Origin of the sequence: Mycobacterium lehmannii, from assembly GCF_002245535.1 — a bacterium.
GTDB classification, from domain to species: domain Bacteria; phylum Actinomycetota; class Actinomycetes; order Mycobacteriales; family Mycobacteriaceae; genus Mycobacterium; species Mycobacterium lehmannii.
In genome coordinates this window covers 89,401-102,257 of sequence record NZ_NKCN01000002.1, presented here as the reverse complement: position 1 = coordinate 102,257, position 12,857 = coordinate 89,401, and the positions used below count along the sequence as shown (strand labels likewise).

The following is a 12,857-nucleotide window of genomic DNA, read 5'->3' as shown; positions in this document are numbered from 1 at the left end:
GCGGGTAGCCAGTCGTCGGCATCCCTCGCTGGCAGACGCAGGTGACGTGCGATAGGCTTCTCATCGGTCATGAGTGCCAGCGACAAGCCCCGGCTTGCTGGTCGGCAACCCTCCAACCGCGGTGGGGTGCCCCGGGTGATGACCAGGTTGAGTACCCGCTGACAAGCGGTTACCGGCAAGCGCGGGTCCGTTGTGACGGGCCCCCAGAGAAGACAGCGGAGGTCCGGCGTGCGCAGTTACCGCTGAGTGCGTGAAATGCCCTTTCGGCCCCTCACAACAGGAGAAGCTATGAGCACCGAACACGATGACCCGACCGCGCGGTGGGCGTTCGAAACCAAACAGGTCCACGCCGGACAGACCCCCGACAGCGCGACGAACGCGCGGGCGCTGCCCATCTACCAGACCACGTCGTACACGTTCAACAGCACCGATCACGCCGCCGCGCTGTTCGGCCTCGCCGAACCGGGCAACATCTATACGCGGATCATGAACCCGACCCAGGACGCCGTCGAGCAGCGCATTGCCGCGCTCGAGGGCGGTGTCGCCGCACTGTTCCTGGCCTCCGGTCAGGCCGCCGAAACCCTCGCGATCCTCAACCTGGCCAACGCCGGCGACCACATCGTGTCCAGTCCGCGGCTCTACGGCGGCACCTACAACCTGTTCCACTACACGCTGCCCAAGATCGGTATCGAGGTCAGCTTCGTCGAAGACGCCGACGACCTCGATTCGTGGCGCGCGGCGGTGCGGCCGAACACCAAGGCGTTCTTCGCCGAGTCGATCTCCAATCCGAAGATCGACGTGCTCGACATCCCGAACGTGGCCGCAGCCGCCCACGACGCCGGCGTGCCGCTGATCGTCGACAACACGATCGCCACGCCATATCTGATCCAACCGTTCCGCCACGGCGCCGACATCGTCGTGCACTCGGCCACCAAATACCTCGGCGGGCACGGTGCGGCGATCGCCGGTGTCATCGTCGACGGCGGCACATTCGACTGGACCAACGGCAAGTTCCCCGGCTTCACCGAACCCGACCCCAGCTACCACGGCGTCGTGTTCGCCGAGCTGGGCCCGCCCGCGTTCGCGCTGAAGGCGCGCGTTCAGCTGCTGCGCGACATGGGTTCGGCCGCGTCACCGTTCAACGCATTCCTGGTCGCCCAGGGACTGGAGACGTTGAGCCTGCGCGTCGAGCGGCACGTCGAGAACGCACAGAAGGTCGCCGAATACCTGGCGGGGCACGAGGACGTCATCTCGGTGAACTACGCCGGTTTGCCGTCGTCTCCGTGGTACGAGCTCGGAAAGAAGCTGGCGCCCAAGGGGACCGGTGCAGTGCTCGCGTTCGAACTGGCCGGCGGGGTCGACGCCGGGAAGGCCTTCGTCAACTCGCTGACCCTGCACAGCCACGTCGCCAACATCGGCGACGTGCGCTCGCTGGTGATCCATCCGGCTTCCACCACACACGCGCAGCTCTCGCCGGAGGAGCAGTTGGCCACCGGCGTCACGCCAGGTCTGGTGCGGCTGGCGGTCGGCATCGAGGGCATCGACGACATCCTGGCCGATCTGGAGCGGGGCTTCGCCGCCGCCAAGCCGTTCAGTTCCGCAGGCAAGTCCGATCCGAACACCACGGCGGCGTTCTGATGACCCTCTCCGACCTGGAAGTCGAGGTGCCACTCCTGAATCTGCCCGCGGAAGGCGAGATCGGCGTGGTCGACATCGGCCCGCTGACGCTGGAGAACGGCGCGGTCATCGACGACGTGTCGATCGCCGTGCAGCGCTGGGGCGAGTTGTCGCCCGAGCGCGACAACGTCGTCGTCGTGCTGCACGCGCTGACCGGCGACTCGCACATCACCGGTCCGGCCGGACCCGAGCACCCGACCCCCGGCTGGTGGGACGGCGTCGCGGGACCCGGCGGACCCATCGACACCGACCGCTGGTGCGCGGTTGCGACGAATGTGCTCGGCGGGTGCCGCGGCTCCACCGGCCCGAGCTCACCGCATCCCGACGGCAAGGCGTGGGGTTCGCGTTTCCCGGTCGTCTCCGTGCGCGACCAGGTGCGCGCCGACATCGCCGCGCTGGAGGCGTTCGGGATCACCGAAGTCGCCGCGGTCATGGGCGGCTCGTTGGGTGGCGCCCGCGCCCTCGAGTGGATGGTCGGCCATCCGGACAGGGTGCGCTCGGGGCTGGTGCTGGCCGTCGGCGCGCGTGCCACCGCAGACCAGATCGGCACGCAGAGCTCGCAGGTTGCCGCGATCAAAGCGGACCCGAATTGGCAGAACGGCGACTACTACGGCACCGGCCTGTCCCCCGATCTCGGCATGGAGATCGCCCGCCGGTTCGCCCACCTGACCTATCGCGGCGAACTCGAGCTCGACACCCGGTTCGCCAACGATCCGCAGGACGACGAGGACCCCGGCGTCGGCGGCCGCTACGCCGTGCAGAGCTATCTGGAGCATCAGGGCCGAAAGCTGGTGTCGCGGTTCGATGCGGGCACTTATGTGGCCCTCACCGAGGCGCTGTCCAGCCATGACGTCGGACGGAACCGCGGGGGCGTCGAGGCCGCGCTGCGTGGCTGTGGTGTGCCTGCGGTGGTCGGCGGCATCACCTCCGACCGGCTCTACCCGCTTCGGCTGCAGGAGGAGCTGGCCGAATTGCTGCCCGGCTGCGCCGGACTCGATGTCGTCGAGTCGATCTACGGGCATGACGGCTTCCTGGTGGAGACCGACGCGGTCTACAAGCTCATCCGCCGGACGCTGGAGCTGGCATCTCGGTGAGCGGGCTGGAACAGGATCGCTCGCTGTCGTTCGGCGCGGAAGCCGCAGCCTACGAACGCGGTAGGCCGTCGTATCCGCCCGAGGCGATCGACTGGCTGCTGCCGTCGGCCGCCGCCAAGGTGCTCGACCTCGGCGCGGGCACGGGCAAGTTGACCACGCGCCTCGTCGAGCGCGGCCTCGACGTCGTCGCCGTCGATCCGATTCCCGAAATGCTTGACCTGCTGAGTCGTTCGCTTCCCGAGACGCCCGCGCTGCTCGGCACGGCCGAGGAGATCCCGCTGCCCGACGACAGCGTGGACGCCGTGCTGGTGGCCCAGGCCTGGCACTGGTTCGATCCCGAGATCGCGGTCAAGGAGGTCGCCCGCGTGCTGCGCCCCGGCGGTCGGCTGGGCCTGGTGTGGAACACCCGCGACGAGCGGCTCGGTTGGGTCAAAGACCTCGGCCGGATCATCGGTCACGAACACGATCCGTTCAGCAACACCGTGTCGCTGCCCGAACCGTTCACCGATGTGCAACGTCATCAGGTCGAGTGGACCAGTTACCTGACCCCCCAGGCGCTTATCGACCTCGTGGCGTCCCGCAGCTACTGCATCACCTCACCGGAGCAGGTGCGCACCAGGACGCTGGACCGCGTGCGCGAGCTGTTGGCGACCCACCCGGCGCTGGCCAACTCCACCGGGCTGGCGCTGCCGTACGTCACGGTGTGCATCCGGGCGACGCTGGCCTGACAGCCGCGCCGAGATCGACGTATTGGCGGATATGGTCGAGGAAAACCCGCCAAAGCGTAAGTCTCGGCGATTGCAGCGTTAGCTGGTGCCCAGCGGGTCGATGGTCCAGGCGACATAGAGCATCGTCGCGCTGACGGTCGCGGTGGTGACGAAATCGACACCTCGGCTGCGCACCGCCAGCAGCCCCGCCCGTTCGTCGCTCAACATCAGCCGCAGCGCGGCAGCCACCCCGACCCCGATCGCCATCACCAGCGCGCCGCGTCGCCAATAGCCCGCGACCACCAGGACGAACGCGGCGGCGAAGATCAGTCCGACCGACCAGAACGGCCACTGACTCGCGAAAACCTTGCGCGCGAACTCCTTTGGCGTCACGTCGCCGCCAGTGCCTCCGCGCGCTCGACCACGTTCGTCAGAAGGAACGCCCGCGTCAGCGGGCCGACGCCACCCGGATTAGGCGAGACGTGGCCTGCGACGTCCCAGACGTCGGGGTGGACGTCACCGACGAGCTTGCCGTTCTCGTCGCGGCTGACCCCGACGTCGACGACCGCCGCGCCGGGTCGCACCATCTCGGCGGTCACCATATGCGGCATGCCCGCCGCGGCGATGATGATGTCAGCCTCTCGGGCCAGCTCCGGGAGATGGCGAGTCGCGGTGTGGCACAACGTCACCGTCGCGTTCTCCGAACGACGGGTCAGCAGCAGTCCGAGCGGGCGACCGACCGTCACACCGCGGCCGATGACGACGACCTGCGCGCCGGCGATCTCCACCTCGTAGCGGCGCAGCAGGTGCACGATCCCGCGCGGGGTGCACGGCAGCGGTGCCGGTTCGTTGAGAACCAGCCTGCCGAGGTTCGTCGGATGCAGACCGTCTGCGTCCTTGCCCGGGTCGACGCGCTCCAGGGCGGCGTTCTCGTTGAGGTGCTTGGGCAGCGGCAACTGCACGATGTAACCGGTGCACTCGGGGTTGGCGTTGAGCTCGTCGATCGTCTCGTCGAGCGTGGCCTGGCTGATGTCGGCAGGCAGGTCGCGGCGGATCGAGTTGATGCCGACCTTCGCGCAGTCGGAGTGCTTACCGCGCACGTAGGCCTGAGACCCGGGGTCGTCGCCGACGAGCACCGTGCCCAACCCCGGCGTACGTCCCGCCGCGGTCAGCGCCGCGACCCGTTCGGTGAGGTCGACGAAGATCTCGTCGCGCGTGGCCTTGCCGTCCAGTGTGATCGCACCCACGGGTCACAGTCTGGCATGCTCTGAGACCATGAACACTCAGCCCAATGTGTTCACCCCGGCCAAGCTCGGCCCGGTGACGCTGCGCAACCGGATCATCAAGGCGGCGACGTTCGAGGCGTCGACGCCGGACGCGCTCGTCACCGACGAACTGATCAACTTCCACCGACTGCCCGCCGCCGGCGGAGTCGGGATGACGACGGTCGCCTACTGCGCGGTCGCCCCCGGCGGGCGCACCGACGGCTGGCAGCTCTGGATGCGCCCCGAGGCGGTGCCCGGCCTGAAGCGGCTGACGGAAGCGGTCCATGCCGAGGGCGCGGCGATCAGCGCGCAGATCGGCCATGCCGGCCCAGTGGCGAATGCGCGGACCAACAAGGCCAAGGCGCTGGCGCCGATCCGCTTCTTCAACCCGCTGTCGATGCGGTTCGCCAAAAAGGCCACACGTGAGGACATCCGCGACGTCACCGAGGCCCACGCCAACGCCGCGCGCCTCGCGATCGAATCCGGTTTCGATGCGGTCGAGATCCATCTCGGCCACAACTACCTGGCCAGTTCGTTCCTCAGCCCGCTGCTCAACCGCCGCACCGACGAGTTCGGCGGTTCCCTGCAGAACCGCGCCAAAGTGGCCCGCGGCGCCGTCATGGCGGTGCGGCGCGCGGTGGAGAAGGAAGGTGCCCCTATCGCGGTGACTGCGAAGCTGACCATGACCGACGGTGTGCGCGGCGGTATCCCGATCGAGGAGTCGCTGCAGACCGCGAAGTGGCTCGAGGAGGACGGCGGGCTGGACGCCATCGAGCTGACGGCGGGCAGCTCGCTGGTCAACCCGATGTACCTGTTCCACGGCGACGCGCCGGTCAAGGAGTTCGCAAATGCGTTCAAGCCGCCGATTCGGTGGGGCATCCGGATGACCGGCAAGAAGTTCCTGCGCGAGTACCCCTACCGCGACGCGTTCCTGTTGCGCCACGCCCAGAAGTTCCGCGCCGAACTCAAGATGCCGCTGATCCTGTTGGGCGGCATCACCAACCGAGAGTCGATGGACCTCGCGATGGCCGAGGGATTCGACTTCGTGGCGATGGGACGCGCGCTGCTGGCCGAACCGGACCTGATCAACCGCATCCAGGCCGACAGCTCGGTGCAGTCGATCTGCGATCACTGCAACAAGTGCATGCCGACGATCTACAGCCACACCCGCTGTGTGCTGACCGGGGCGCCGGACAACTATCAGCCGTCGACGGCGGGCCGCGGCTCGACGTAGGCCACCATCGGTTCGGTCACCAGCACCTGGTCTCCGGCGGTCACGACGAGTTCCTTGGGCGAAAACGTATATGTGGCGCCCTCGTTCTCGACGGTGAAGACGCCGTCACTGTCTTCGACGGCAGGCGCGGTCAGCACCAGACCGTCGCTCATCCGCACCCCGCGGTACTCGTAGCTGCTGCCACGTTCGCAGATCGCGACGAGCGCGAACTGGGTACGGCCCAAAGCCGCTGGCTGCCATGGCGCCTCGCAACGGGCTTCGGAGTCGACGAACCCACGGGCGTCGATCGCGATGGCGCCTTGCGCATCGACCGTCGGCGCCAGGAACGCCGCTACGACACAGAGCCCGCCAATGCCGAAGACCAGGAAAGGCGCCCGAGACACCATGACCTATGGTGACCACGTTTCGTCGCCATAAGCGCGCGACTCGCCGTACGACCGGCAAACTTTCGTGGTCGGAGCACCGGGTCGGACATGCCTACCGTTAGAGTTGGCGACGATGTCCAATGTCGCCGGCGGTCCGGCTCCGACGAGCCGAGCTGCTTCACCCGCGCTCACCGTTCGGTACGACGGATCGACCCGAACCTTCGCGGCGGGCAATGACGTCGTCATCGGCCGCGATCTGCGCGCCGACGTTCGCATCGCCCATCCGTTGATCTCCCGTGCGCATCTGGTGTTGCGCTTCGACCAGGGCCGCTGGGTGGCGATCGACAACGGCAGCCTCAACGGGATGTTCGTCAACAACCGCAGGGTTTCCGCGGTCGACATCCACGACGGTCAGACGATCAACATCGGCAATCCCGACGGTCCGCGGCTGACTTTCGAGATCGGCCGCCATCAGGGCGCGGTCGGCCGGACACCGACCGTGGCGGTGCCGATCGCCAACCAGCGACCGACGGGCAACTACCCCACCGCGCCGCCACCCCCGCCGGTTTCGGGACCCCACTCGGCTCCGCACACCGCGCGGCCGTACGGTCCGCCGCCGGGTCAGGCGCGTCCACAACCGACCTATCCGAGTGCGCCTCCCCCGCCCCGGCATCCCAGCACGCCGCAGCCCGCGGCCTATACGAGCCCTCAACAGCCGGTGCGTCAGGTGATATCGTCCCCGGCGCTCGAGTCGGCGACGATGATGGGACCGACCGCGGCTCCGCGCTCCAGCGAGGGCAACCTCGCCACGAGCATGCTCAAGATTCTGCGGCCGGGAACCAGGCCGCCGGACAACGTCCCCGGCGCAGTCAAGATCGGTCGAGCCACCGACAACGACATCGTCGTACCCGACGTGCTGGCGTCGCGCCACCACGCCACGCTGGTGCCGACGGCGGCCGGTACCGAGATCATCGACAACCGCAGCATCAATGGCACGTTCGTCAACGGTGCACGCGTGGAGTCCGCGCTGCTTCGCGACGGGGATACGGTCACGATCGGCAACATCGACCTCGTCTTCTCCGGCGGCACACTGGTCCGCCGCAGCGAGAGCGAGGCCGCGACCCGCACCGGCGGACTGGAAGTTCACGGCGTCACGTGGACCATCGAGAACAACAAGACGCTGCTGGACAACATCTCGATCGCCGCGCGGCCCGGGACTCTGACCGCGGTCATCGGCCCGTCGGGCGCCGGCAAGTCGACGTTCGCCCGGTTGGTCGCCGGCTATACCCATCCGACGACGGGCACGGTGACCTTCGAGGGCCACAACGTGCACGCCGAATACGCGTCGCTGCGCTCCCGGATCGGGATGGTCCCCCAGGACGACGTCGTGCACGGTCAGCTGACCGTCCGTCAGGCGCTCATGTACGCCGCGGAACTGCGCCTGCCGCCGGACACCACGAAGGCCGACCGGGAACAGGTCGTCATGCAGGTGCTCGAGGAACTCGAGATGACCAACCATCTGGAGACCCGCGTCGACAAGCTCTCCGGCGGCCAGCGCAAGCGCGCTTCGGTTGCGCTCGAACTGTTGACCGGCCCGTCGCTGCTGATCCTCGACGAGCCGACCTCGGGTCTGGACCCCGCACTGGACCGTCAGGTGATGACGATGCTGCGGCAACTGGCCGACGCCGGGCGCGTCGTGCTGGTCGTCACGCACTCGCTGACCTATCTCGACGTCTGCGATCAGGTGCTGCTGCTGGCGCCCGGCGGAAAGACCGCGTTCTACGGCCCGCCCAGCCAGATCGGCCCGTCGATGGGCACCACCAACTGGGCCGACATCTTCAGCTCGGTGGCCAGCGACCCCGAGGCGGCCAACGAACGCTTCCTGTCCCAGCACGGGCCTCCGCCACCGCCGCCGCCGACCGAGGAGCCGTCCGATCTGGGCAGCCCGACGAGCACGAGCGTACGGCGACAGTTCTCGACGATCGCGCGCCGACAGGTGCGACTGGTGGTGTCCGACCGCGGCTACTTCGCGTTCCTGATGCTGCTGCCGTTCATCATGGGCGTGCTGTCGCTCTCCGTGCCCGGTGACGTCGGGTTCGGCGTGCCGGTGCCTGCGATACAGGGCGGCCCGGCACCCAACGAGCCGGGCCAGATCCTGGTCATGCTCAACGTCGGCGCCATCTTCATGGGCACCGCGCTGACCATCCGGGCGCTGATCGGCGAACGGGCGATCTTCCGCCGCGAGCAGGCCGTCGGATTGTCAACGACCGCATACCTTTTGGCGAAGGTGTTCGTGTTCACCCTGTTCGCGATCGTCCAGTCGGCGATCGTCACGGCGATCGCGATCATCGGTAAGGGCTGGGGTCCCGGGGCCGTCGAAAGCGGCGCGCTCATCGGCAACCGCAGCATCGAGTTGTTCGTCGACATCGCGGTGACGACGGTGGCCGCGGCGATGGTGGGCCTGGCGCTCTCGGCGTTGGCCAGGTCCAACGAACAGATCATGCCGCTGCTGGTGGTGGCGATCATGTCCCAGCTGGTGTTCTCGGGCGGCATGATCCCGGTGACGGACCGGATCGTGCTCGATCAGATGTCCTGGTTCACCCCTGCCCGTTGGGGTTTCGCGGCTTCGGCCTCGACGATCGACCTGATCCGGTTGGTGCCTGGCCCATTGACGCCCAACGACCGACACTGGGAACACAGCGCGGGCACATGGCTGTTCGACATGGGCATGCTGGCGCTGATCTCCATCGGCTACACGGCGTTCGTGCGCTGGCGGATTCGGCTGAGCAGTACCTAGCCTCGGGCAGGGGCGAGCCGCTTGAGGGCGAGACCGCCCTCGAACGGGCGGTAACCGAACGCGGGCGGCGAGACATAACCCGTATCGCCCAGCGGTGTATGCACTTCGGCGACCGTCGGACCGATCTCGGAGGCGACCGGGACGAGGGCGTCCAGGTCGAACCGGTACAGCCGGGCGGCATTCCCGGCGAGGATCTTGCGGCACACGTCCTCGGGTTGGTCGTGCAGTGCCCAGCGGATCGCCAACTTGGAGTGCGGCGCGAAGCCTTCCTCGTGCGGGTAGTCGCTGCCCCACATGACGTGGTCGGCACCGAGGTAGTCGATGGTCGACGACTCGTACGGCGTCAACTCCGATGCCAGGTAGCAGTTCCGCTTGGCGTAATCGCTGGGCTCCATGGTCAATTCGTCGATCGACGAGCCGCCGAACATTCCGTACGTGCGGTTCCCCGCTTCGGATTTCATCGAGGGCACCATGACGTCGAGCAGCATCATCTGGTCCTGCAGCCACAGCGTTCCCTGCTCGGTCGGCACGAACCGCAGGGTCGGATGACGCTCGAACACCCCGGCGAGGATGAGGTGCGAAACCGTGCGTTGCGCCCACATCGCCATCTCGGTGACCAGCACGGCATTCGACGCCGGCTGATCCATCGGCATCAGCGGGCTGCCGGCTCCGGCGTGCTGAACCACGGTCAGGTCGAGTTCCGCGCACAGCGCCCAGATCGGTTCGTAGCGGGTGTGGAACAGCGGTGCGACGTTGGGGTCACCGGGTGAGACGGCGGGTAGCAGCACGCCGCCGAAGCAGCCCTTCTCGGCGCCCCAGCGGATCTCCTCGAGCGCCAGGTCGACATCGTTGGGGAACACCTGAATCAGCCCCCGGCGCCGCGCCGGCGCCAACGAACAGAAGTCGATCTGCCACCGGTTGTGGGCCTGCACACCGGCCCATCGCTTCTCGAACTCGTCGCGGGTGCGCGGCAGCGTGATGGTGATGTTCGGGGTGGTCGGGAAGAACGGCGGGACGGTGTTGGGAAGCAGCACTTCGGCCGCCACCCCGTCGGCGTCCATCTCCGAAATCCGAAGCTCATGGCTCCAGTTGCGCTGCGCGGTGGCGATGATCAGGTCGTCGAACGGGCTGACATAGGTCGCGGCCCATGCGTCGAAGTCGTCGTGCAGCCGGGCGGGCAGGTAGGCCTTGTAGTCGCGCAGGTCGGCCCCCGCGTGGGTGTCGGTGGAGATGACGACGTAGCGATCGAGGGTGTCCCATGTGGCGGCCATCTGCCCATTCTTTCTCCGGACAGATGGCCGCATGCGGTTTCGGCGCTATTGGCCGCACCCGCTCATGACAGCAGCCAGTCGTTGGGTGAGAACAGCTCACTGTGCACCCGCGTGGCCGGCACACCCCGCGCGAGCAACTGAGTACGGACCGCCTGCACGAAACCGTTGTTGCCGCACAGGTAGATCTCGGCGGTCGCAGGCAACTCGATGCCGTCCAGCGTGAGCAGCCCCGGATGCACGCCCGCCCGTCCAGCGGTCAGGCCGTCCTCATACCAGACGTCCAGCGAGCCGTTTTTCAGCTGGGCCATCAGCTCGTGCTGTCGCTCTCGCAGCGGGTGGCTGACGTCGCTGCGGTCGGCGTGCAACACCTGCACCGGGGTGGCGGGCGCGTTGGCCGCGAGGTACTCCAGGATGCCGACCATCGGGGTGATGCCGATCCCGGCCGAGATGAGCACCAGTGGTTGGTCCCCCGTGGGCGCGGGCAGATCACCGAATGGCACGGTGACGTCGAGGATGTCGCCGACGCAGACGTTCGACGCGATCCAGGTGGACACCTCGCCGGCGGGCTGATCGCCAACGGCGGCGACCGGTCTGACCGCGAACGTCAGGTCCTCTCCCGGAGCGTTGACGAGGCTGTACTGGCGCAGCTGACGCGCACCGTCGGGCATCGTGACGCCCACCGAAACATACTGTCCCGGAAGGAATTCCGGGAACCCGCCACCGACCGGGCGGACGGTCAGCAGCACCGCTCCCGACGGGTCGTCGAGCCGGGAGACGACACGGACGCGACGGTAGACGTCACCGTCGGCGACCCCCGCGGCCGCGTAGAGCGCGCGCTCGATGTCGATCAGGGTCTGCGCCATGATCCAGTAGACCCGGTCCCACGCGGCGGCCACCTCGTCGGTCACCGTGTCAGCGCCGAGTACCGCGACGATCGCGGCGAAGAGATGCTCGTGCACGATCGGGTACTGCTCGGCGGTGATGCCCAGTGACGCGTGCTTGTGCCCGATCCGGGACAGCAGTTCGGCCGGGTGCGGAAGCTGTGGGTCGACGAGGTGGGCGGCGAAGGTCGCGATCGACGCCGCCAAGGCCCGCTGCTGAGCACCTTGGGCCTGGTTGCCGCGATTGAACAGGTTGCGCAAGAGGTCCGGGTGGTTGGCGAACAGGCGGCGGTAGAACTCCGTGGTGATCTCGTCGATGTGCGCACCGATCAGAGGAAGCGTGACCGAAACGATCTCGGCGTGTTGCGGATCGAGTTCAGCGGGTGCGGCGGCAATCGCGGTCATCGGGGGGCCCTTTCGGCGGGTTGGGGAAGAGGTTCTGGGTCGGCGCCCTTGAGCGGTGGCCCGTGGATCAGGAGAAGCCCTGCATCCCTTGTCAAATCGGCGATGGTGTGGCGGTCGAGCTCGCGGTAGAACGCCTCCTTGGCGTCGGCGAGCGCACGGCGCAACCGGCATGCCGACACCAATGGGCACGGGTGGGCGCCGTCGCAGTCGATGACCTCCCGGTCACCCTCGAGGCGCCGGATGAGCCAACCGAGTGACGCTTCGCGGCCGGCCGCGGTCAGGGTCAGCCCGCCGACCCTGCCGCGCTGAGTGTTCACCACGCCGAGATCGGCCAATCGGGCGACCGCCTTGGCGACGTGGTTCTCCGAGGCGTTCGCACCGACCGCGATCGACCGGGTGGTGACCCGGCGGTCCTCTGCTTCGCCGGCGGCGAGCAGCATCATGGTCCGAAGACCGAGGTCGGTGAACCGAGTGAGCTGCATACGACAGAACGTAGTAATTCGGTATTGCGGATGCGAGTTTTCCCGATGTGTGCTTAAACACCACGTACGCTGCGGTTTTTTGATCAGGCGATTCGCGGCATCCGCCGCCGCATCATTCCCCGTGGATGTTCAGGCCGTGCGCGGCGGCGAACGCGAGCGCTTGGTCGACGTCGATCTTCACGCCGGTGAGGCCAGCGGTGGTCCACAGTGTCGGGTCGGTCCTGGCGCCGCGAAGGTCGGCCTCGTCGAGTCGCAGGTTCTGCACCCGCGCCCCGCTCAGATCCGCGCCGCGCAACACCGCCTTGCGCAGATCGGCGTCGACGAGGCCTGCCTCACGCAACCGGCATCCGGTGAGATCCACACCCCGCAGATCACATCCGCCGAGGACGGCCATTGTCAGGTCGACGTCGACCAGCGTCATCGGCCGAAGGCGGCTTCCGGTGAATACCGATCCGAGCATGCTGCATTGTCGAAATACGCTGTGGTGCAGGGTCGCTCGCTCGAACCGGCAGTTCCGAAACGCCGAACCGGCATGTTCGGATTCGGTGAGGTCGACCCCGCGGAAATCACATTCGTCGAAGACCACGCGTTCGGTGCGCAGCCTGCTGAGGTCGTCGTCGCGGAAGTCGCGGCCGGTGTAGTGCTCGTCGCTCCACAGTGTTTCGTCGGGACGCACTCG

At 67.7% G+C, this 12,857-nt stretch carries 12 protein-coding genes and 1 riboswitch; of the genes, 5 read left to right on the top strand and 7 right to left on the bottom strand.

The annotated features are described in order from the left end of the window. Positions 1–65 precede the first annotated feature (65 nt). A riboswitch (SAM riboswitch) is annotated at positions 66–188 on the top strand. Between the two features lie 100 nt (positions 189–288). From CEX87_RS02925 to CEX87_RS02915, 3 genes are read left to right on the top strand one after another with little or no spacing between them, the layout of a single operon-like run. Continuing rightward, entirely contained in the window at positions 289–1,638 is a 1,350-nt protein-coding gene (locus CEX87_RS02925; protein WP_064419430.1) for a bifunctional o-acetylhomoserine/o-acetylserine sulfhydrylase, read from the top strand. Next, the gene (metX, locus tag CEX87_RS02920; protein ID WP_064419431.1) at positions 1,638–2,771 is read left to right on the top strand and encodes a homoserine O-acetyltransferase MetX; all 1,134 of its coding nucleotides are present in this window, start codon (positions 1,638–1,640) and stop codon (positions 2,769–2,771) included. Before CEX87_RS02925 ends, metX begins: the two co-directional genes overlap by 1 nt. After that, a complete protein-coding gene (locus CEX87_RS02915; RefSeq protein ID WP_165593259.1) occupies positions 2,768–3,499 on the top strand; it encodes a class I SAM-dependent methyltransferase in 732 nt (243 codons plus the stop codon). The genes metX and CEX87_RS02915 overlap by 4 nt, the downstream gene beginning before the upstream one ends. A 78-nt stretch (positions 3,500–3,577) precedes the next feature. On the opposite strand, the gene CEX87_RS02910 is transcribed toward CEX87_RS02915, so the two are convergent. After that, positions 3,578–3,871, bottom strand: coding sequence for a DUF3017 domain-containing protein (locus tag CEX87_RS02910; RefSeq protein ID WP_064394249.1), 294 nt, complete (start codon positions 3,869–3,871; stop codon positions 3,578–3,580). Beyond that, positions 3,868–4,725 carry a bifunctional methylenetetrahydrofolate dehydrogenase/methenyltetrahydrofolate cyclohydrolase gene (locus tag CEX87_RS02905; protein WP_064394250.1) on the bottom strand — a complete coding sequence of 286 codons (858 nt, stop codon included), beginning with the start codon at positions 4,723–4,725 and terminating at the stop codon, positions 3,868–3,870. The genes CEX87_RS02910 and CEX87_RS02905 overlap by 4 nt, the downstream gene beginning before the upstream one ends. A 28-nt stretch (positions 4,726–4,753) precedes the next feature. On the opposite strand from CEX87_RS02905, the gene CEX87_RS02900 reads away from it, so the two are divergent. Next, on the top strand, positions 4,754–5,977 hold the full coding sequence (locus tag CEX87_RS02900; protein WP_064394251.1) for an NADH:flavin oxidoreductase: 1,224 nt from the start codon (positions 4,754–4,756) through the stop codon (positions 5,975–5,977). Here the strand turns inward: CEX87_RS02900 and CEX87_RS02895 are convergent. After that, entirely contained in the window at positions 5,944–6,360 is a 417-nt protein-coding gene (locus CEX87_RS02895) for a hypothetical protein (protein ID WP_131805099.1), read from the bottom strand. The genes CEX87_RS02900 and CEX87_RS02895 overlap by 34 nt on opposite strands. A 115-nt stretch (positions 6,361–6,475) precedes the next feature. Here CEX87_RS02895 and CEX87_RS02890 point away from each other — a divergent pair, with 115 nt between their 5' ends. Beyond that, positions 6,476–9,139 (top strand): FHA domain-containing protein, encoded by a 2,664-nt coding sequence (locus tag CEX87_RS02890; protein ID WP_064419432.1) that lies wholly within the window; start codon positions 6,476–6,478, stop codon positions 9,137–9,139. Here CEX87_RS02890 and CEX87_RS02885 read toward each other — a convergent pair. The 4 genes from CEX87_RS02885 to CEX87_RS02870 all read right to left on the bottom strand — a co-directional run bounded on the left by CEX87_RS02885 (position 9,136) and on the right by CEX87_RS02870 (position 12,854). Then, the gene (locus CEX87_RS02885) at positions 9,136–10,410 is read right to left on the bottom strand and encodes an amidohydrolase family protein (RefSeq protein WP_064394254.1); all 1,275 of its coding nucleotides are present in this window, start codon (positions 10,408–10,410) and stop codon (positions 9,136–9,138) included. The two genes, CEX87_RS02890 and CEX87_RS02885, sit on opposite strands and share 4 nt — an antisense overlap. 62 nt (positions 10,411–10,472) lie before the next feature. Beyond that, positions 10,473–11,696: a globin domain-containing protein gene (locus CEX87_RS02880; RefSeq protein ID WP_064394255.1), complete on the bottom strand. Its 1,224-nt coding sequence runs from the start codon at positions 11,694–11,696 to the stop codon at positions 10,473–10,475. Continuing rightward, positions 11,693–12,178, bottom strand: a complete 486-nt coding sequence (locus CEX87_RS02875; RefSeq protein WP_064394256.1) for an RrF2 family transcriptional regulator — start codon at positions 12,176–12,178, stop codon at positions 11,693–11,695. Before CEX87_RS02875 ends, CEX87_RS02880 begins: the two co-directional genes overlap by 4 nt. Before the next feature lie 112 nt (positions 12,179–12,290). Next, a complete protein-coding gene (locus tag CEX87_RS02870; protein ID WP_064394257.1) occupies positions 12,291–12,854 on the bottom strand; it encodes a pentapeptide repeat-containing protein in 564 nt (187 codons plus the stop codon). Positions 12,855–12,857: the final 3 nt, after the last annotated feature.

Bases quoted from the DNA above. Each gene is read 5' to 3' on its own strand.
- CEX87_RS02925 (WP_064419430.1), top strand. From the start codon at position 289: ATGAGCACCGAACACGATGACCCGACCGCGCGGTGGGCGTTCGAAACC.
- metX (WP_064419431.1), top strand. From the start codon at position 1,638: ATGACCCTCTCCGACCTGGAAGTCGAGGTGCCACTCCTGAATCTGCCC.
- CEX87_RS02900 (WP_064394251.1), top strand. From the start codon at position 4,754: ATGAACACTCAGCCCAATGTGTTCACCCCGGCCAAGCTCGGCCCGGTG.
- CEX87_RS02890 (WP_064419432.1), top strand. From the start codon at position 6,476: ATGTCCAATGTCGCCGGCGGTCCGGCTCCGACGAGCCGAGCTGCTTCA.
- CEX87_RS02885 (WP_064394254.1), bottom strand. From the start codon at position 10,410: ATGGCCGCCACATGGGACACCCTCGATCGCTACGTCGTCATCTCCACC.
- CEX87_RS02880 (WP_064394255.1), bottom strand. From the start codon at position 11,696: ATGACCGCGATTGCCGCCGCACCCGCTGAACTCGATCCGCAACACGCC.
- CEX87_RS02875 (WP_064394256.1), bottom strand. From the start codon at position 12,178: ATGCAGCTCACTCGGTTCACCGACCTCGGTCTTCGGACCATGATGCTG.